This window comes from Legionella pelazae, assembly GCF_052527395.1.
Map to the genome: position 1 here is coordinate 51,826 of NZ_JBNVZS010000009.1, position 19,346 is coordinate 71,171.

The window sequence follows — 19,346 nt, forward strand, 5'->3', positions numbered from 1 at the left end:
ATCACGTACTTTCTTAGGCCATATTTTTTCTTTCTAGCCGCCGTTCACGTAAATTTTCAATTATCACATAAAAAACAGGTACAATTAAAAGACTTAAAATTGTTGCTACAAGCATTCCACCTAAAACTGTCGTGCCAATAGAATGGCGGCTTGCAGCACCTGCACCTGTTGCGACTGCTAAAGGTAAAACACCTAATATCAATGCAAATGCAGTCATTAAAATAGGCCTCAGGCGCAAACGCGCAGCTTCTGTTGCAGATTCGATAATACTTGCACCTGCTTTTCGCTTCTCTTTAGCAAATTCGATAATTAAAATGGCATTCTTAGCAGCAAGACCGATTAGTAAAACCAAACCAATCTGCGCATAAATATCGAGCGCTAAAGAACGTATCATTAAAGCAAGACCTGCTCCTAATAATGCTAAAGGAACGGCAAGCAAAATCATAAAAGGCATAGCCCAGCTTTCATAAAGCGCTGCTAAAAAGAGAAATACAAAGACTAAACAAAGCATAAAAATTAGCGCTGCTAAATTTCCAGCCTTTAGCTGCTGGTAGGTAATTCCAGTCCATTCATAGCCTATGCTCTCAGGAAGAACTGTTTTCGCTACCTCCTCTATTGCTGCTAATGCTTGTCCTGAACTATAGCCCGGAGCAGGGCCGCCTGTAACGGTAGCAGCAGTATAGAGGTTATAATGGGGAATATTAAAAGGCCCATTAATTAATTTAACTTTAACTAAACTTGCTAAAGGTATCATCTTATTGGTATTACTTTTAACATACAATTTGGAGATATCAGCAGCATCAGCTCGTGCGTTTCCTTCAGCTTGAACCAAAACACGATAAGTTTGGCCGTATTTAGTAAAAGTATTTACATAATAGGCGCCTAGATAGGTTTGCAATGTGGTAAGCAGATTCGTAATTGAGACATTAAGCGCTTTTACTTTTGTTCTATCAATATCTAAATATAACTGGGGAACCTTTGTATTTAAATCAGAAAATACCCCTTTTAACTCAGGACGCTTATTACCCTCTACTACGAGTTGATCAACAGCATTAGCTAAAAATTCAACGCCTTTATATCCTCTATCCTCAACCTCAAGTTGAAATCCGCCTACTGATCCTAAACCAGGGATAGCCGGCGCATTAGCAGTAAAAACCATGGCATCATTAATTTGAGCTAATTGATTTTGTAATGTTGCCATAATACCTGTGACGCTTAATTCTGCCGTTTTGCGCTCCGCCCAAGGCTTTAATATAACAAAAAGCACTGATGAGTCAGGTTCATTAATGGAGTCAATCACATTATATCCATTAACGGCAATACTACTCGCAATACCTTCTGTCTTGTCTAATATATTTTGCACTTTACTTATTGTTTGTTCAGTACGATAAAGTGATGAGCCATCCGGACCCTTTACAACGACCATAAAATAACCTTGATCTTCTTCTGGAATAAACCCCGTTGGAAGATAATAAAAAATTAAACCAGTTATTAAACCAAGCAAACCAAAGATAGCTAAAACTAACTTTCGATGAGCTATACAATATTTAACGCCATATTGATAGTATTGCAGTAATTTTTGATAGCCAATTTCAAACCAACGCAGGATAAAAAATTTATTTTCTTTTTTTTGTTTTAAAAGAAGTCCGCATAAAGCTGGTGTGAGCGTTAAAGAATTTATTCCTGATAAGGCAACCGAGAATGCGATAGACAGAGCGAATTGATTATATAAGCTGCCAGTCATACCGGGAATGAACGCGACAGGTACAAACACTGCAAGTAAAATTAAAGTTGTAGCAATAATTGGACCTTGAACTTCCTGTGTTGCTTCAAGCGTTGCTTCACGTATATTCGTAAAATTCTGTTCTAGTTTTTTTTCAACATTTTCAACTACAACAATCGCATCATCTACAACTAACCCAATTGCTAATACTAACCCTAGAAGGCTTAAAATATTAATAGAAAAACCAAAAACCTCGAATAGCGCAAAGGTGCCAATTAATGATACAGGAATAGCAATACAAGGAATTAACGTAGTGCGCCAATTTTGGAGAAAAAGAAAAACAACAATAAACACTAATACAATTGCTTCAAATAAAGTGATAATTACTTCTTTAAGTGATTCACGTACGAAATTTGTCGTATCATAGGCAATTGTATAGGTCATCCCAGCTGGAAAACTCTTTGATAATTCCTGCATTACCTTTCTAACGTTATTAGCTACCTGTATAGCATTTGACCCAGGTAATTGGTAGACGCCAATACTTGCAGTTGTCTTACCACTGAAATTCGACGTAGTCATATACGTTTCAGCGCCCATTTCAACTCGACCTAAATCCTGAACCCGTACAAGTTCGCCATTGTCTTTTACTCGTACAATGATCTCTTTAAATTGGTCGACCTCATCTAATTGTCCAAGCGTTGAAAGCTGATATTGAAAAGGCGTATTTCTTGGTACTGGCGGCTGGCCAATAACCCCTACTGCTGCTTGCTGATTTTGTTCTTCTACAGCCTCAATAACTTCTTGAGGTGAAATTCCCATACTTGCTAATTTATTTGGATCTAACCAAATTCGAATAGAGTATTCTAATAAACCGAAATTAACTACGTTACCTACACCCGGTACTCGCTGTAGGGCAGGTGTTACTTGAATTTGAGCATAATTACTTAAAAATGATTCGTTAAGACTATTATCTTTACTTAATAGGTTAACAACCATAACCATACTAGTTGAGGCTTTTTGGATAGTAACGCCAGATTTAGCAACTGTTGACGGCAATAGAGGCGTAGCTGTATTTGTATTATTTAGTACGTCAACTGCAGCAATATCAATATCATAGCCTACATCAAAAGTAACACTGATATTTGAATTACCATTGTTAGTGCTAGAAGAAGTCATATAAATCATTCCTTCAACGCCATTAATATTTGTCTCAAGTGGTGTTGTTACGGTATCAGCAACCACACTGGCACCTGCACCTAGATATTGAGCACTGACTTGTACAACAGGGGGAACAATTGAAGGATATTGGGCGACTGGCAAAAATAATATACAAATACCGCCGATTAATACCATCAAAATAGCAATCACCATGGCAAAGATAGGGCGGTAGATGAAAAATTTAACCATGGCTTTTGTCCCTACTTACCTACTAATTGAGGTATAATTTCCATACCGGGTTTAAGTTTTTGTAAACCATTTAAAACAACTTTGTCGCCATCTTTAAGGCCTGAAGTAATAATATAATTTTCATCTTGTTGGCCTGAAATCGTAACTGTGCGTGACTGAACTTTATTATGGTCATTAACAACATAGACAGAACGCATCTCTTGAGTTTGTATAACAGCGGCAATCGGTATTAAAATAGCAGGTCTCTTATTTGTTAAAGTCAATTTCACATTGACATAAATACCTGGCAGTAACAAATTCTTTGGATTATCAATAACAGCGCGCATTAAAATAGTTGAAGTTGCGACATTTACTTGATTATTAATTAAATCCACCTTACCAAAGAAATGGGTATTTTCGTCATGTGACAATGTAACCTCGACTTTAAAAGGCATATTTGAGCGGTATTTAAGAAATTCTGTAAGATCACTGGTACTAGGATTAAATTCCACATAAATAGGATTAAGCTGAACCACATTAGCTAATAATGTATTTTCTCCCGCACCTACTAAATTTCCAACATCAACATACTTATGACTAATAATGCCATCAATAGGCGAATACATCGAACTATAACCTAAGTTAATTTTCGCTTGTTCTACTTGCGCTGTTTGTATCTCTACTTGAGCTATAGCTTCTCGGTATTGTGCAGTTACCTGATCAAAGCGAGCTTTTGCTACATCGCCTTTTGCGACAAGCGCTTTTAACCTTAAGAATTCAAGTTGTTGAAATTCCTTTTCAGCGATACTGCGCGAAAGCTGCCCTTGAGCCAATTTGAGCTGCGCTTCAAATGGTTTGGGGTCAATGACAAATAATAGTTGATTTTTTTTAACCAGCCCTCCTTCAATAAAATTCATTTTAATTAAAAAGCCTTCTACCCGAGCACGAATATCTACACTAGCTATTGCTTGTGTAATACCGATATATTCCTTGTATAGAGGAATATAAGAAGTTTGAACTTTGATGACCTGTACTTTAAGTTTAGGTTGAATAGATGGCGGCTTAGGATCAGAGCAACTTGTAATGACTATAAATAGTAGAGCAATTTCAGCTAACCTTCTTAATTGCCAATCAATTTGAACTCTACCTATCATATGATATATTCCTTGAGTTACTCAAATCCCTTATTTATAAAGCTTTCTTTTAGGTTGATATATATCAATTATCACATCTTAACCATTATAATCTAACAATTATCTAAAGCTTGCAAAATTTTTTGACTATAAAACTAATTAAAATTAATCTTAAAACACAGTATCCATTTGTGATTTAAATTCAGGTACTAGACTTTTTAATAAAATGTGTAGCTCATCATTATTATTCTTATCACAAGCAGATGCTAGCAAACGAATTGTTTGATTTAATTCATGCCAATCGAGTTTACGAAATTTTGCTTTAAATAATTTTTCATGCTCAGTTTGAGTTAACTCTTCAGATTCATGAAATAATTCTTCAAATAATTTTTCGCCAGGCCTTAAACCCGTATACTTTATTTGAATGTCTTGCCCTGGAACCTTTCCAGCCAAACGAATTACTTGCTCAGCTAAATAAGTAATTTTTATTGGCTCACCCATATCCAAAACAAAAATTTCACTTCCTGTGCCATTAATCATTGCCTGTAGAATAAGTTGGCAAGCTTCTGGAATGGTCATAAAATACCGCTGTATATCTGGATGAGTCACTGTCAAGGGCCCCCCTTTCTGTAGCTGCTTTTGAAAGAGCGGTATTACACTTCCTGCTGATCCCAATACGTTACCAAATCTTACTGTGATGAATTCGGTTTCTACTCGTTCATTAAGATTCTGACAATAAATCTCAGCAACGCGTTTTGTAGTACCCATAACATTGGTAGGATTTACTGCTTTATCGGTCGATACTAAAATAAATTTTTTCGCGCCGGCATTGACGCTAGCCTCAGCTACAATTTGTGTTCCTAAAACATTGTTTTGAACAGAAACCCTAATTTGATCTTCAAGCATAGGAACGTGTTTATAGGCTGCGGCATGAAAAACAATATAGGGCTTAAACTTATTTAAGTGAAAATTCACTGCGACATTATCTGTTATAGAGATTAATACTGGCATAATAACAGCATGCGGATAAGCTTCTCTAAGCTCTTGTTCAATACTGTATAAATTAAACTCGGAATTATCTATTATAAGCAGCTTACTTGGCTTTAATTTCAGAATTTGACGGCACAATTCAGAACCAATAGATCCGCCACCGCCGGTCACAGCAATAGGCTTGTCATAAATAGCCGCTCCAATTCTACTCCAATCTAACTGAACCTGATCTCGCCCTAATAAGTCTTCAATATTTACTTCACGCAATGCATTCACTTTAACTAAACCAGAAGCTAAATCAGATAAACTAGGTAGTGTCTGAAAAGGAACTGTACATTCCTCACAAAGACTAACGATTCGCCGCATGGCCGCTGAGCGGGCTGATGGAAGAGCTATAAAAATTAGATTAACCGCATTAGCTAATACAAGTTCTGGTAGTTCTCTAGATGAGCCTAAAACTCTAACCCCATGAATTTCCATACCTCGCTTACTAGGATTATCATCGACAAAGCCAACAGGTGTATAATTGGAATTACGTTTCATATCTCGCGCTAAGCTCTCGCCAGCATGCCCTGCGCCAATAATCAATACGCGATATATCGAATGGTTAGCTAAATTGTGATTACCTCGCTCACGATAAGCACGCATAAGTAAACGCCCGCCACAGAGCAAAGTAGTCAAAATAATACAATATAGGGGTAAAACAGAACGTGGAATGTGCCCAAGAAGAGACGTTAGATAAAGACCAGGCATTGTTAAAATAACCGCAGTAATAACTGCCTTAATAATTCGAATTACATCATTAACTGACGAAAAACGCCATAAACCACGATAGACCTTAAAATAATAATAACAGCCTACTTGAAAGAAAAATAGAATAGAAAGCGCCGCTACAGAATGCTCACTTTTAAAGTGACTTGGCATTGGATTCATGTTGTACCGTAACCAGTAAGATAAATACCAAGCTATAGGAATAGATAGAGCGTCAAATGTAATTACTGGTAATTTTTTATAAATTTTAGTTAAAAGTGCGCTTAGGGTCTGCATTCGTTATTCAATCCTTTTATATTATTTAATATTCAGTTACCTTATGATTGCTTTAGTTAGAAGTTTAAATATTTCTAATCCGAACCCACAAAAGAATAAGTCTACCTTACTCTATCGTTAATGCAATGCTGTATAAATATCGTAACGATATGTAGTATCTGACTCAGAAGTTTGAAAACCTATTCTAAAAATGTAATCTTTGCTTAACTTTATATATTTATATAAGCAAGCGTCCACAGAAGGATAAGTTATTTCCTTCTCTATAAGAGATGTCAAAATAATAACCTCAGGCTTTTTCTCAATGATTCTTTTACATTCTTGTATTGCCATCATTTTACTAGGCTGCCTTGTCATCTCTCTATTGTTTAAGCAAAAAGAATCAATAAAAGATAGAGAGCTATAATAAGGAATTAAGCCGCTATCGGCTAGCACAACATGACTTTTGGCTGGTATATTTTTTTTAAGCCATTGTAGCACATGCTTCCTTAAGACCTCCCCTTTTTGAGGATTTAGAGTAAAATAGTTTAAATTAGATAAGTTTAATGTTGGTATAAAAAAGAACCCTACCCAAATGGCGGCAATTGTTAAAACAAATTGATAATAATTACTCTGCTTTTTCTCCTTAAGGCAGTAAGCAATTATTATACCGAGTCCTTTTAGGCTTAATGGTAAAAGCAAAGCAAACGCAGGTAGGAACAACCTATTTTCAAAGGCAACAATAGGATCTGCACTGATTAAGAGCAATAGATAAAGGACACTTGGTGACCAAAAATAATAATGACGATGATCAGCTGCTCGCCATATAGCAGGTAATGCCAATAAAATAAATGGCCAAGCTAACTTTAAATAACCCTTATCAATTTGGCCAAAATAGGAACCAATTAAGCCTTTACAATAAATTGGATTAGGAAATAGCTGGCCATAATAATATAAACGCCAAACAAAATAAGGAACATAAATGATAGAAAAAGTTAAAAGGCCAATTAATATACCTTTTGTTTGAGATTCAATATTATCCTTTCTATCGAACCAGGCAATACTGTAAAACAATATTACTAAAAAAGGTCCTTCCGGGCGGGTTAAGCTTGCCAGAGCAAGTAATAGACCACTAATCATAAAACTTAACCGACTGCCTTTTGCCCTTGGTTTAGGATATAATTGATAACCTAATGCGCTAAGTAATGTAAAAAGTGAAAGGTAAATTAGGGCTTGATAGACTGTTGTCTCAAGACCACTTACAGACCAGATAACTTGCCCTCGGTAAAAAAATATCGCTAAGCAAGGTAGTAAAGATAAAATAGGCGTAAACCACAAGCGAGTAAGTGAATAAATACTAAAAATTATAAGTAGTAATCCAATTAAACCAGCAATTTTAAGAACAACAACTGGATTTAAGCCTAATTTAATAGCTAAAGCTGCTAGTATTACAAAACTAAAATTAGAATAACCTTCTACAGGCGGCTCATTAATATTCCATAGTAAACCTTGCCCGGTTGCTAAATGCTTTGCATAGCGAAGACTAATATACATATCATCAATGGTAAAGGGCCAAATAGCCTTTATCTGTAAAACTACCAAGTAAATAACGATAGTAATCGCCAATAATAAAAACCATTTTCTATTAGCCATTTGCCAGCGCCAATAATGTTAACAGCAAGAAAATTAATAAATTTAGTCGTGATAACGGATCATGAAAAAAGACAGAAATAGGATCATCACTACAAGCTGGGCGAGTAGAGAGCCAGGTAAAACGCCAAATTCCAATTGCTGCAAAAGGCAATGTTAGGAGAAAATAAAATGCTTCTTCACGAGCAAGTATGGTATAGAGTAAATAAGATAGAAAAGAGCCAGCAGCAGTAAGGGTAATTAAGCCATCAAGCACTGCTTGAGAATATTTTTTTAACACAATCCTTGTTTCAGTATTTAAATTTAATTGTTTCTCAAGACTTCTTTTACAAAAAGCAATAAATAAGCTTATTAAGGTAGCAGTACATGTTAGCCACACTGATATGGGCAAACCGATACCCCATGTACCTGCAAGAACTCGAAGCATAAAGCCACTCGCTATACATAAAACATCTAAAACAGGAATTTTTTTCAAAATATAATTATAAACAAAATTAATAATTAAATAGCAAACCAAAATTACAACAAGTAAATTTGAAATACTCCAGGCCAAAATCATCCCTATTAATAAGAGAAAAGCTAAAAGAGCTTGAGCTAAACTTAGAGAAATTTCACCACTTGCTAAAGGCCGTTTACATTTTTTAGGGTGTACTCTATCCTGCTCAAGGTCTTGTAAATCATTATATATATATACAGCACTTGATAATAAACAAAAAGCAAGCGCAGCTAAAAAAGCATGCAACAAGTAGTTTGGCAATCCTGAATAGATAACGCCTAAAAAAATAAATGCAGCTTTACTCCATTGAGGAAGTCTCAATAAGTAAGCAATCTTTTTGAATGGCGGCATGCTTTTACCTTCTTCTAGGGGAAATTAACTATATCATTTGTTACATTTTTTCAAAATATTGCTCTAAAATTTAAAGAAAGAAATAATTAAATTGCATTTTTTAAATAAACACTCGTAATATAAAAAAGACTCATCTCAACCACGGACGTGAGGTAAAAATGCATCTAACACTTACTGATAGTTTTTTGACAAAGCTACGAACCCTTCGCACTGATTATGAAAATCGTACAAAGTTAAATTTAGAGTCGTCGCCGCAGCCTTATAAAGTTTCGTTATTTTTTGGTAAAAAAGATGTAAAAACTCGCCTTAAACAAATAACATTTATCGAAAACTGGTTAACAATACTTAACACTAAATTAAAACCTGACTTAAATTTCAATTCTGAGGATGAATTTCAAGAGCATTTATTAGGTTTAAGAGTTTTAGCTGCTATAATTTTTTATGTTCGCAATCAAATTGATGAAACTTATACAATGCGTAGTGGCAGTAATGCAATACTTATGCAGCTATTAGACGAGGCATTATCTTTAAGTCACAACAATGTAGTAGATGAAGAATCATACGCCTGTTGTCTATTAACTACACAAAACTTTATCTCTACAATGCAATTATCTAAAATTAATAGCTTGTTATCGACTGCAACGACTAACTCTAAAAACGGATATATAAATGAGCTAGAATGGAATAAATTTACCCTATTTATTAATAAACAATGTACTCCTTGTGTTAAAAATAGATATAAAGATTATCCTATTACTGCTATTACCGTACCTTTATTTTCCCTACCTTTGCAGGCCACAGGGACTTCTGTAGGATGGCTGTTAGGTGATCTTACTTCTAAATCTTACTCCCTACTACCTATGCGCCAGACTTTTACAACTATTTTTGCTAGTGGTTTAGTTTTATTTTTAGGCTCAACATCAAGTATGGGTATTATGTTAATTGCACCAACTTATGCAGGTAAATTGCTAGATACTTTTTTTGGCGTCTCATTTGCTTATCTTTTAGGCTCTGTCATGGGCTTATTAGGAAAAGGATTAGGTTGGAGTATCGGCATGTCTCTCGATTTAAGTTGGAAGTTACTTGGTAGCGCTTGCTCATTAATTGCAGCAACTTATAGTGGTAAAGCGAACGAGCTTCTTACCGGTTTTACGTTAACAAATGGCCATCGTGTTATTAATGGTATTGAACTCCAATTTATAGAATTACCAGAACTTGAAAAAATGATTACCGCTAATAATGAACAGAGGCCTATTATAATTAATTCCACAAAAGAAGGTTTTGTTATAAAAATAGGGGATGAAGAAGCCAAAATAAAATGGGTAACAACTTCTGAACCAGCTCTACCTCATTTACAGGAACTAGTAACTAAAATAAAAGAAAAACAAACTATTACTATTGAAGAAATTCCTGATGAAAAAGAACAAATTTTAAATGAAAATAAAGTGGTAGGACTTTTAACACCATAAAATTATGTTTTAAAACCTTCTACCTAATCTTAAATCAACCGATCCAGAAAAAACTTTTCTGGATCTTAGTTCTGCAAAAAATTAAAATTTATGTGCTTTATGTTAGGGCATGTTATCAATTAGTGTTTTCGGCTGTAAATCGAACTAATTTGCTCAAATTTTAACTTAAGCTCGTTAAATAGAGTCAGCTATCCGCCCCACTTAAGTTAAAATTTGAACTAAATTATCTCAATTTTCGCTGCGAAAAACTAATTGATGACACGCCCTAAATAAAATTTTCTGTATCAATAAATTGGTGCGTTAAATTAAATTTAACCGCAAGATGTTGCCCTAAAGCTTGAATACCATAGCGTTCAGTCGCATGGTGACCACAAGCAAAATAATGAATACCTAACTCTTGTGCTTGATAAAAGGTTCGCTCAGAAATCTCGCCACTTAAATAAGCATCTACACCTAGCGCATGAGCTTCTTCTATAAAATCCTGAGCTGCCCCACTACACCAAGCAATCGTTTTAATCGATTTATCATTACCAGCCACATAAACTGGTTTTTGCTTTAATTTTTCAGTTAATAAAGAAATAACTTCATCGTTTGTTTTATTTAATGCAAATTCTCCTGACCATAACAGGTTAGGTGTATTTTGTATTCGATGCTGTTTTATTGCTTGCATATCAAGTAGCTGAGCTAAGCAAGCATTATTCCCTAGCTCAACATGACAATCTAAAGGTAGGTGATAAGCAAATAAATTAATGTCATAAGCGAGCAGCTTAGCAATTCTTGCACGCTTGATACCTGTAATAGTTAGCTTTTCGCCACGCCAAAAAAACCCATGATGAACAAGTAGTGCATCAGCCTGCAATCGGCTTGCCTCTTTAATTACACTATCAGAAGCACTTACTGCGGTTATGATAGATGCAATTGTGTCTTTGCCTTCTATTTGCAAGCCATTGGGTGCATAATCATTAAAATCTGAACAAGCTAATAACTGATGAATATACTTTTCTAACTCCTGGCGTAAAATCATCTAGCTGGCTCACGTTTAATATCTGCACCTAACATTGATAATTTCTCTTCAATATGCTCATAACCTCTATCAACGTGATAGACTCGTTCTATACATGTCTCTCCTTCAGCAACTAAAGCAGCCAGAATAAGGCTGGCTGAAGCACGTAAATCAGTAGCCATAACAGGCGCGCCCGTTAAATGGTCAACTCCGTTAATTAACGCTGTGTTGCCATTAAGTTGTATTTGAGCTCCCATACGTTGTAACTCTTGTACATGCATAAAGCGGTTCTCAAAAATATTTTCAGTAACAGAAGATGCCCCTTCCGCAATGGCATTCAAAGCCATAAATTGAGCTTGCATGTCCGTAGGAAAAGCGGGATAAGGCGCGGTAATAATATTGACTGACTGAGGCCTTAAGCCATGCATATTTAAAGAAACCCAATCTTCACCTATCGTTAAATCAGCTCCTGCCTCTTCAAATTTACATAACATTGATAATAAATTTTCAGGTTTAACTCGTCTTACTGTAACCCTACCACGCGTTATTGCTCCTGCAGCTAGATAAGTCCCGGCTTCAATACGATCAGGCATAACAGAATAAGAACCGCCGCCCAGGACTTCGACACCTTCAATTTCTATTGTTGCTGTACCTGCCCCAGAAATTTTAGCGCCAATTTGATTTAAAAAATTTGCTAAGTCGACTATTTCTGGTTCCCTAGCAGCATTTTTTATCGTTGTTTTCCCTTCAGCTAAAACAGCCGCCATAATGATGTTTTCAGTGCCTGTTACAGTGACTGTATCAAACAATAATGGTCTACCTTGCAGACGCCCTCGCTTACAGCGAGCTTTAATAAAACCATTTTTAACCGTAATGTCTGCACCCATGGTTTTTAACGCTTTTAAATGCAAATCAACAGGCCTTGTACCAATAGCGCATCCGCCAGGTAAAGATACGTCTGCTTTACCGAAGCGAGATAATAAAGGGCCTAATACTAAAATAGACGCTCTCATAGTTTTAACTAATTCATAAGGCGCAATAATCTTATTAACATAACTTGAATCTACCTGAACACTCATTTCTTCATCAATAACCACTTCTGCCCCTAATTGCTTAAGCAGTGCAATCATGGTATTAACATCACGAAGTCGAGGTACATTACGAATTGTAACATTATCTGTAGCGAGTAACGTGGCAGCCATAATGGGAAGTGCTGAATTTTTGGCGCCTGAAATAAAAACTTCACCATTTAATGCTTTATTGCCATTAATAATCAACTTATCCACGTTTTTTCTCCCATTCTTCTTTTGTCCAGGTTTTCATGCTTAGAGCATGCAGTTTCCCAGAGGTAATATAATCTTTTAATTTTCCATAAACCCATTGTTGCCGCATAACAGGAGATTTATCTTTGAAAACATCTGATACTACAGTTATCTGGTAATGGTATCCATCACCTTCGACCTTGGCATAATGGATATCTTCGATATTACGTAATTGTTTTTCTAAAGCATCATTGGTCAACATAACATCTCACTTACTGGTATTTTTATTATTATCAGCCGAAAGCTGCCCAAGTTGCACAGCAAGAAAGTTATTGTCTATCTATTTCTTTGCTGCTCTTACATAAGAACATCGGCAAACAATCTAAAAGACTTGAGATTAATTCATAAAAAAGTTAGCAAGTTTATGCTGTAAAATTAATAAAGTACAGGTTCTCTTTATAACTATAATAGAAAAGCAATTAAAGTGTGAATTTTGTGACCAAAACAGAGAAATTAAGGCTGAATGCCGCGAACAAATCGCGGCATGTAGGTATGGGTATCATGGCATATAGATATTGGTATCTAGCATGCAAGTATGCATAGCTAACTCTGCATAGACATAACATTGTAGCACATAGTGCGAAGATGATATCTACTTGCCTTAAGCTTAACTACCTTCATTAGCTAAGAGTTCAGCAACTCCACAAAACTCTGCTAATGCACAAATGGACTCTGTTATACTTTCTATCTTGCTTTGTTTTTTATATTTTCGCGCCAATCTTTTAAATTCAATTAAAAAAGCAAGCCCCGCACTATCGCATAAAGAAACTTCTTTAAGATTAAGGACTAGCATTAAGCCTGTATTAGCATGACAATAATTTAGTAAACGTTTTCTTTCAGCTTCAATAGTTAAAAACGTTAAACTCTCAGCAGCTTTGAAAGAGGAATCTGTCATTTTTAGGCAGCCTTTCTACTACGTTCTTGCATTTCTTTAATTAACGCTTGCATATTAGAAGATTGTAGCGCTTGAGCAAATTGCGAGCGGAAACTTTGTAACAAACTTACCCCTTCAACACTCAAATCATAAATTTTCCAATCACCATTTTTAGCCACTAAACTATAATTAAGAGGAATATTCTTACCATTAGGACGAATAATTAAGCTATTTACTCGAATAAAGCGTTTATCTAGAGAACCTTTAATAGGTAAGAACTTTATTGTTTCACTCGTATATTCCGCTAATGGATTTGAATAAGTACGAATCACCAGCTGCGTAAAAGCTTGTGCAAACTGACTACGCTCAGCAGGTGTCGCTTTACTCCAGGCCTGACGTCCTAAAACAGACCGAGCCATTCCATTGACATCAACCTTTGGCAAGAGATGACGCTCTACGGCCTGATAAATAATAGTATGATCCTTTTTAAGATTTGCTTTGTTCTGCTTAAGAGTAGCAAGAATTTGATCAGCTGTATCTTGGAGCATAGGAATAGGCGAAGACTGAGCCCACAAACTTTGCGCAAGACATATGCAAAGGCCTAAGAAAATTAATTTTATTATTCTCATATTCTCCACCTATTTTTTGATATTAAATAAAAGTTGACCAATTAAATTTTCAAGAATAATTGCTTCTTGCGTTTTAGGGATTTTATCCCCTTCTCTTAAATAAGGATGATTAGAACCACTATCATCATCAAAGCCAGGTACAATACTAATATAATTAGAACCTAATAAGCCTTCTGTTAAAATGCGTGCTGTTGCATCTTCAAAAGGAATTGGCTTATCCGCTCGCAATAACATAGTAACCTTAGCATTAAGCTCATTAGGCTGTAATTCAATTTTTGTGACTTCGCCTACCTTCACACCTGCTATAGTCACTGGAGCTCTTACTTTTAAACCACCTATATCAGTAAACTCAGCAATCACATGATAGCCCTTACCTGAAGTAAGCTCTGTAATTCCACTTACTTTCATTACCATAACTAATAAAGCCAGTAAACCAAGCAGCATAAAAAATCCAACGCTGATATCAATATAACGTTGTTTACTATTCATTTACCAACCTCCAATCATCATGGCCGTTAAAAGAAAGTCAAACCCCAAGACTGCTAACGACGAATATACAACTGTTCTAGTTGTAGCTTGACTAATTCCTCCTGCTGTGGGAATACATGTAAAGCCTTGAAAGACGGCAATCCAAGAAACGATAAAGGCAAAAACGATACTTTTAATAATGCCACTAAGCACATCGACTCTAAAACTTACAGCAGATTGCATATTAGACCAAAAACTTCCTGAGTCTACTCCTAACCAATCCACACCGATAAAATAACCACCATAGACTGCTACTGCAGAAAAAATTAATGTTAATAAAGGCAGTGAAATTATTCCTGCTAGTAAGCGGGGATAAATAATGCGGCTTAATGGATCGACGCCCATCATATCCATACTAGCTAGCTGCTCTGTTGCTTTCATTAAACCAATTTCTGCAGTGACAGCCGAACCTGCTCGGCCTGCAAAAAGCAACGCGCTAATAACTGGGCCTAATTCACGAGTAATACTTAAGGCCAGTAATTGTCCTAATTGGCTAGCAGCACCAAATTTTTGTAAGGTATTATAACCCTGCAAGCCGACTACCATTCCTATAAAAAGTGCTGAGACAATAATAATTAAACAAGATAAAACGCCAACAAAATGAATTTGGCTTATAAGATTAGGCCACAGACGGCGAACATCAGGATTACGAACAAAAACACCACATAAAAAACGTCCTGAACTACCAATACTCTGCAGAATAACTATGCTTCGCTGCCCTGCCTGTGCTAATTTATTAAGCATCTAACAGTTCCTCAATAAATGGTTTAGCCGGATAATGAAAAGGCACCACACCATCGGGCTCACCATGCATGAATTGCCTAATCTGTGGCTCAGTTGATTCTTTTAACTCCTGTGGCGTCCCATACCCTATAAAACGGCCCTCAGAGATTAAATACACATAATCTGCAATGGAGCAAGTTTCCTCTACATCATGAGAAACAATAATTGTTGTTGTATGTAATAATTCGTTTAATCGTTTTATTAAACGCACTAACACGCCCATTGAAATTGGATCTTGACCTGTAAAAGGCTCATCATACATCATAAGTTCAGGATCAAGTACAATTGTTCTTGCTAATGCTACACGTCTAGTCATACCACCTGATAACTCAGCAGGCATTAAATGAGCGGCACCTCTTAATCCTACGGCCTCCAGCTTCATAAGTACGATGTCACGTATCATATCTTCATTAAGCTTAGTATGCTCCCTTAAAGGAAACGCTACATTCTCAAATACAGATAAATGGGTAAATAATGCGCTTGATTGAAATAATAAGCCTATTTTTCGCCTTACTTTATAAAGTTCTTTCCGCGGTAAATGATGCATATTTAAACCGTTAATTAGTATCTTTCCTGCATCCGGCTTAAGCTGTGCACCAATTAATTTTAATAATGTGGTTTTACCACTGCCACTGGGTCCCATAATAGCAGTAATTTTACCACGCTCAACTGCCATATTAATATTATTAAATATGATTCGAGCGCCTCGACTGAATGTTAGATTGGTGATTTGCACCAAACTATTCTGCATAATGAAACTCTCTTATTTAATTAAAGAATAAGTATATAGTTGCTAAAAAAAAAATACTATTTTTATATTAATTATTTTAAGTAATAAGTGCTTAGATTTGTGTGTAAAAAAATTATTAAAATTTCGATCAATCATCAACATTATTAATCTCTTTTTTATAAAAAAGTTATCAATAAAATAGGCAAACAGAATTTAAAAAAAGCAGTTATAGTCTTTGATTAATTAATTAATTTTTCCTCAAATTAATTTTTGTTAGAGATTAATTTGTATGATAAGCTCACCAATTTGCTTATTAGAATAAGAAAATGAATTTTAGCAAATTAGCATTAGCTGTTATTGAAACGGAAGCACAAGCAGTCCTTGAGTTAACCCAACGCATTGACAAGTGTTTTGAGCAAGCTTGCGAATTATTACTTAATTGCTCCGGACGTGTTGTAGTCACAGGAATGGGAAAATCAGGACATATTGCTAATAAAATTGCTTCTACATTATCAAGTACTGGAACACCTGCATTTTTTTTACATCCGGGCGAAGCAAGCCATGGCGATATGGGAATGATTACCAGAGATGATACAATCATTGCTATTTCAAATTCAGGGAACACTAATGAGATTATTACATTGTTACCTTTACTCAAACGGTTAGAAGTGCCTATTATTGCATTAACTGGTAATTCAGAATCAATACTAGCAAAAGCTGCAAACGTTTCCTTAGATATTAGTGTTAAACAAGAGGCATGTCCACTTGGCTTAGCGCCTACGACAAGCACTACTGTTACATTAGTAATGGGAGATGCCTTAGCTATTGCCTTATTACAAGCAAAAGGGTTTAGTGAAACAGATTTTGCTTTGTCACATCCAGGTGGTACCTTAGGTCGACGGCTCTTATTACGCATTGATGATCTTTACCATCAAGGTGACGCTTTGCCTCTAGTTGAAGAAACAGCAACAATTAGTGAGGCATTAATTGAGGTTACTGCTAAAAAATTAGGTATGACCTGTGTCATTGATAGACAAGGATATTTGCTTGGTGTTTACACCGATGGTGATATTAGGCGTACCTTAAATCAGCATATTGATATTAATACGACGCCAATTACTGAAGTCATGAGTAGAAACTGTAAAACTATTACTAAGGGGATTTTAGCTGCTGAAGCTTTAGCCCTTATGCAGAAATTTACTATTACCTCATTAGTTGTTATTGATGAATCTAATCGTCCTTTTGCAGTACTTCATTTACATGATCTTCTTAAAGCAGGCGTTTATTAATTTTTGTAAGTGTTCAGAGGAAAAAACTGAATCTTAGTGAACAGTCGGATTTGAGAGCAGGTTGTGAGAAAAACTGGCAAAAAAAGCGCAGCATAGCTGTCTATGTGAGTATTTTTTTGTCAGTTTTTCTCGCAAGATGCGCCAAATACGGCTGTTCGGCGAATAGGGCTGAACAGTTACTAATTTTTTTGTTAAAATTTTCTGCTATAGTTCTGCACAAAGCAGGTTATACATTTATCGAAAAGTGAGAAGTAATGACAATGACTAATTTAATAGAAAGAGCAAAAAAAGTTAAATGTTTAATTTGTGATGTGGATGGTGTTTTAACAGATGGTCTCCTTTATTTAGATAATTATGGGAATGAGTTAAAAGCATTTCATGTTCAAGATGGGATGGGTTTAAAATTGCTTATGGCAGCAGGTATTGATGTAGCCGTTATCACGACTGCCCGTAATCCTGTAGTTGACTTTCGTATGGAGCAGCTTGGTATTCAACATTATTTCAAAAACCAGGTTGACAAGCGTAATGCCTACCTCCAACTTAAAGAGCGCTTGGGATTAACTAATGAGCATTTTGCTTATATTGGTGATGATTTACCTGATTTAGCAATTATACAGCAAGTAGGTCTAGGCATTGCTGTGGCTAATGCTGTACCACAAATTAAAGAATTTGCTGTCTGGCAAACAGAACAAGATGGTGGAAAAGGTGCTGTACGAGAAGTTTGTGATCTTATTTTAAGTGTCCAACAGAAACAAGAAGAAGCTTTAACGAGGTATTTGTTATCATGAATGCTGCTAAACAATCTGCCTGGAGCTTTTGCTTACTTATTATTTTATCATGCTCAGGTTGGTACTATGCAAGCTCTTCATCCCAAGAAAAATTAGATGATAATATATTGGCAAAAATGCCTGACTCAATTATTAGAGGGCTTAAAGTTTGGCAATTTGATTCTAAAGGAGCGTTAGCTCATTTCTTAGAAAGTCCTCAAGCAAAACACATTCCCGAGAATAATACTTATTTATTTGATAATCCACACATTATCCTTAGCCAAGAAAATGAATCTAATTGGGATATTCGTTCACAAAAAGCATTAGCCTTGGATAAGGGAAAACAAATTAATCTAGTTGGTAATGTCATTATTCACCAAGGAAAAGGCTTAAAAAACCCTGAGAGTACTTTAAAGACTGAAGAACTTATCTATTTCCCTGAACAAAAATTTGCCACCACTACCCTTGCTGTGATATTTGAACAACCTGGTAGTGTCATTCATTCTCAAGGGATGAATGCTTATCTTGATCAAAAACGAGTTGAGTTGTTAAATAACGCTCATGCAACTTATGAGCCGAATCATGTTTAGTCTAAAATTTATTTTTATATGTTTGCTTAGCTGTATTAGTTTTCAAATCCAGGCTTTAGAAACTGATCGAGCTGCAATTGCGCAATTATCAGCAGATTCAGCCGATTTAAACCAATCAACTCATCGTGGCGTTTATATAGGAAATGTTCAATTTGATCAAGGAACAACTCATTTAAGAGCAAGTAAAGCCATTACAAAAGGTAATCAAGAAAATAAGCTTATCTTTGCAAAGGCAGTGGGTTCTGCAGAAGCACCTGCTCATTTTTGGACGCAAACAGATACCGATAAACCACCTCTTCATGCTTACGCATTAGAAATTCGCTATTATCCTGAGAAACATTTAATTATATTAATGGGTAATGCACGCGTTCTGCAGGGTGACGATTCTCTATCTGCTCCTAAAATTACCTACGACACTGAACAAAAGCATGTGATTTCCTATGGTGACAAGAAAGTGCGTACTACAATTATTTTTCATCCAGGTAAAAAAACATGAGTAGACTTTTTTCAAAACTCACCTTAGTGACTAAAATATTAGGTTCTCGTGTTTTAAGTCTTAGCAAACGGAAAGTCCAAAACAATTTAGGTATTCTAACTCAACAATCAGCTA

The 19,346-nt window shown here is 35.7% G+C and carries 18 protein-coding genes; 5 read left to right on the plus strand and 13 right to left on the minus strand.

Annotated features, from left to right (window positions below; genetic code table 11):
• Positions 1–13: 13 nt before the first annotated feature.
• The 5 genes from ACQUW5_RS10170 to ACQUW5_RS10190 form a co-directional block, all read right to left on the minus strand.
• Positions 14–3,130, minus strand: a complete 3,117-nt coding sequence (locus ACQUW5_RS10170; RefSeq protein ID WP_444991136.1) for an efflux RND transporter permease subunit — start codon at positions 3,128–3,130, stop codon at positions 14–16.
• Between the two features lie 11 nt (positions 3,131–3,141).
• Positions 3,142–4,263 (minus strand): efflux RND transporter periplasmic adaptor subunit, encoded by a 1,122-nt coding sequence (locus ACQUW5_RS10175; protein ID WP_444991137.1) that lies wholly within the window; start codon positions 4,261–4,263, stop codon positions 3,142–3,144.
• A gap of 150 nt (positions 4,264–4,413) precedes the next feature.
• Complete coding sequence (locus tag ACQUW5_RS10180) at positions 4,414–6,279, minus strand: polysaccharide biosynthesis protein (protein WP_444991138.1); 1,866 nt, start codon at positions 6,277–6,279, stop codon at positions 4,414–4,416.
• A gap of 117 nt (positions 6,280–6,396) precedes the next feature.
• Positions 6,397–7,908: a DUF8728 domain-containing protein gene (locus ACQUW5_RS10185; protein ID WP_444991139.1), complete on the minus strand. Its 1,512-nt coding sequence runs from the start codon at positions 7,906–7,908 to the stop codon at positions 6,397–6,399.
• Positions 7,901–8,752 (minus strand): decaprenyl-phosphate phosphoribosyltransferase, encoded by an 852-nt coding sequence (locus tag ACQUW5_RS10190; protein ID WP_444991140.1) that lies wholly within the window; start codon positions 8,750–8,752, stop codon positions 7,901–7,903. Before ACQUW5_RS10190 ends, ACQUW5_RS10185 begins: the two co-directional genes overlap by 8 nt.
• Before the next feature lie 158 nt (positions 8,753–8,910).
• Here ACQUW5_RS10190 and ACQUW5_RS10195 point away from each other — a divergent pair, with 158 nt between their 5' ends.
• Complete coding sequence (locus ACQUW5_RS10195; protein WP_444991141.1) at positions 8,911–10,221, plus strand: hypothetical protein; 1,311 nt, start codon at positions 8,911–8,913, stop codon at positions 10,219–10,221.
• A 265-nt stretch (positions 10,222–10,486) separates the two neighbouring features.
• Here the strand turns inward: ACQUW5_RS10195 and ACQUW5_RS10200 are convergent, their stop codons facing one another.
• The 8 genes from ACQUW5_RS10200 to ACQUW5_RS10235 form a co-directional block, all read right to left on the minus strand.
• A complete protein-coding gene (locus ACQUW5_RS10200) occupies positions 10,487–11,245 on the minus strand; it encodes a Nif3-like dinuclear metal center hexameric protein (RefSeq protein WP_444991142.1) in 759 nt (252 codons plus the stop codon).
• Positions 11,242–12,510, minus strand: coding sequence for a UDP-N-acetylglucosamine 1-carboxyvinyltransferase (murA, locus tag ACQUW5_RS10205; RefSeq protein WP_444991143.1), 1,269 nt, complete (start codon positions 12,508–12,510; stop codon positions 11,242–11,244). The genes ACQUW5_RS10200 and murA overlap by 4 nt, the downstream gene beginning before the upstream one ends.
• Positions 12,503–12,748 (minus strand): BolA family protein, encoded by a 246-nt coding sequence (locus ACQUW5_RS10210; RefSeq protein ID WP_444991144.1) that lies wholly within the window; start codon positions 12,746–12,748, stop codon positions 12,503–12,505. Before ACQUW5_RS10210 ends, murA begins: the two co-directional genes overlap by 8 nt.
• 405 nt (positions 12,749–13,153) lie before the next feature.
• A complete protein-coding gene (locus ACQUW5_RS10215) occupies positions 13,154–13,441 on the minus strand; it encodes an STAS domain-containing protein (protein WP_444991145.1) in 288 nt (95 codons plus the stop codon).
• A gap of 2 nt (positions 13,442–13,443) precedes the next feature.
• Positions 13,444–14,049 (minus strand): MlaC/ttg2D family ABC transporter substrate-binding protein, encoded by a 606-nt coding sequence (locus tag ACQUW5_RS10220; RefSeq protein WP_444991146.1) that lies wholly within the window; start codon positions 14,047–14,049, stop codon positions 13,444–13,446.
• A 9-nt stretch (positions 14,050–14,058) separates the two neighbouring features.
• The gene (gene mlaD, locus ACQUW5_RS10225) at positions 14,059–14,538 is read right to left on the minus strand and encodes an outer membrane lipid asymmetry maintenance protein MlaD (protein WP_444991147.1); all 480 of its coding nucleotides are present in this window, start codon (positions 14,536–14,538) and stop codon (positions 14,059–14,061) included.
• Complete coding sequence (gene mlaE / locus ACQUW5_RS10230; RefSeq protein ID WP_444991148.1) at positions 14,539–15,321, minus strand: lipid asymmetry maintenance ABC transporter permease subunit MlaE; 783 nt, start codon at positions 15,319–15,321, stop codon at positions 14,539–14,541. It abuts the gene before it with no gap.
• Positions 15,314–16,111, minus strand: coding sequence for an ABC transporter ATP-binding protein (locus ACQUW5_RS10235; protein ID WP_444991149.1), 798 nt, complete (start codon positions 16,109–16,111; stop codon positions 15,314–15,316). Before ACQUW5_RS10235 ends, mlaE begins: the two co-directional genes overlap by 8 nt.
• 305 nt (positions 16,112–16,416) lie before the next feature.
• Between ACQUW5_RS10235 and ACQUW5_RS10240 the strand changes: the two genes are divergently transcribed.
• From ACQUW5_RS10240 to lptA, 4 genes are all read left to right on the plus strand, one after another.
• Positions 16,417–17,379, plus strand: a complete 963-nt coding sequence (locus ACQUW5_RS10240) for a KpsF/GutQ family sugar-phosphate isomerase (RefSeq protein WP_444991150.1) — start codon at positions 16,417–16,419, stop codon at positions 17,377–17,379.
• 260 nt (positions 17,380–17,639) lie between these two features.
• Positions 17,640–18,167 carry a KdsC family phosphatase gene (locus tag ACQUW5_RS10245; protein ID WP_444991151.1) on the plus strand — a complete coding sequence of 176 codons (528 nt, stop codon included), beginning with the start codon at positions 17,640–17,642 and terminating at the stop codon, positions 18,165–18,167.
• Positions 18,164–18,736: an LPS export ABC transporter periplasmic protein LptC gene (gene lptC / locus ACQUW5_RS10250; protein ID WP_444991152.1), complete on the plus strand. Its 573-nt coding sequence runs from the start codon at positions 18,164–18,166 to the stop codon at positions 18,734–18,736. Before ACQUW5_RS10245 ends, lptC begins: the two co-directional genes overlap by 4 nt.
• Positions 18,729–19,232, plus strand: coding sequence for a lipopolysaccharide transport periplasmic protein LptA (gene lptA, locus ACQUW5_RS10255; protein ID WP_444991153.1), 504 nt, complete (start codon positions 18,729–18,731; stop codon positions 19,230–19,232). Before lptC ends, lptA begins: the two co-directional genes overlap by 8 nt.
• Positions 19,233–19,346: the final 114 nt, after the last annotated feature.

Coding starts and splice junctions, on each gene's coding strand:
- ACQUW5_RS10170 (WP_444991136.1), bottom strand. CDS start 3,130: ATGGTTAAATTTTTCATCTACCGCCCTATCTTTGCCATGGTGATTGCT.
- ACQUW5_RS10175 (WP_444991137.1), bottom strand. CDS start 4,263: ATGATAGGTAGAGTTCAAATTGATTGGCAATTAAGAAGGTTAGCTGAA.
- ACQUW5_RS10180 (WP_444991138.1), bottom strand. CDS start 6,279: ATGCAGACCCTAAGCGCACTTTTAACTAAAATTTATAAAAAATTACCA.
- ACQUW5_RS10185 (WP_444991139.1), bottom strand. CDS start 7,908: ATGGCTAATAGAAAATGGTTTTTATTATTGGCGATTACTATCGTTATT.
- ACQUW5_RS10190 (WP_444991140.1), bottom strand. CDS start 8,752: ATGCCGCCATTCAAAAAGATTGCTTACTTATTGAGACTTCCTCAATGG.
- ACQUW5_RS10195 (WP_444991141.1), top strand. CDS start 8,911: ATGCATCTAACACTTACTGATAGTTTTTTGACAAAGCTACGAACCCTT.
- ACQUW5_RS10200 (WP_444991142.1), bottom strand. CDS start 11,245: ATGATTTTACGCCAGGAGTTAGAAAAGTATATTCATCAGTTATTAGCT.
- ACQUW5_RS10210 (WP_444991144.1), bottom strand. CDS start 12,748: ATGTTGACCAATGATGCTTTAGAAAAACAATTACGTAATATCGAAGAT.
- ACQUW5_RS10215 (WP_444991145.1), bottom strand. CDS start 13,441: ATGACAGATTCCTCTTTCAAAGCTGCTGAGAGTTTAACGTTTTTAACT.
- ACQUW5_RS10220 (WP_444991146.1), bottom strand. CDS start 14,049: ATGAGAATAATAAAATTAATTTTCTTAGGCCTTTGCATATGTCTTGCG.
- mlaD (WP_444991147.1), bottom strand. CDS start 14,538: ATGAATAGTAAACAACGTTATATTGATATCAGCGTTGGATTTTTTATG.
- mlaE (WP_444991148.1), bottom strand. CDS start 15,321: ATGCTTAATAAATTAGCACAGGCAGGGCAGCGAAGCATAGTTATTCTG.
- ACQUW5_RS10235 (WP_444991149.1), bottom strand. CDS start 16,111: ATGCAGAATAGTTTGGTGCAAATCACCAATCTAACATTCAGTCGAGGC.
- ACQUW5_RS10240 (WP_444991150.1), top strand. CDS start 16,417: ATGAATTTTAGCAAATTAGCATTAGCTGTTATTGAAACGGAAGCACAA.
- ACQUW5_RS10245 (WP_444991151.1), top strand. CDS start 17,640: ATGACTAATTTAATAGAAAGAGCAAAAAAAGTTAAATGTTTAATTTGT.
- lptC (WP_444991152.1), top strand. CDS start 18,164: ATGAATGCTGCTAAACAATCTGCCTGGAGCTTTTGCTTACTTATTATT.
- lptA (WP_444991153.1), top strand. CDS start 18,729: ATGTTTAGTCTAAAATTTATTTTTATATGTTTGCTTAGCTGTATTAGT.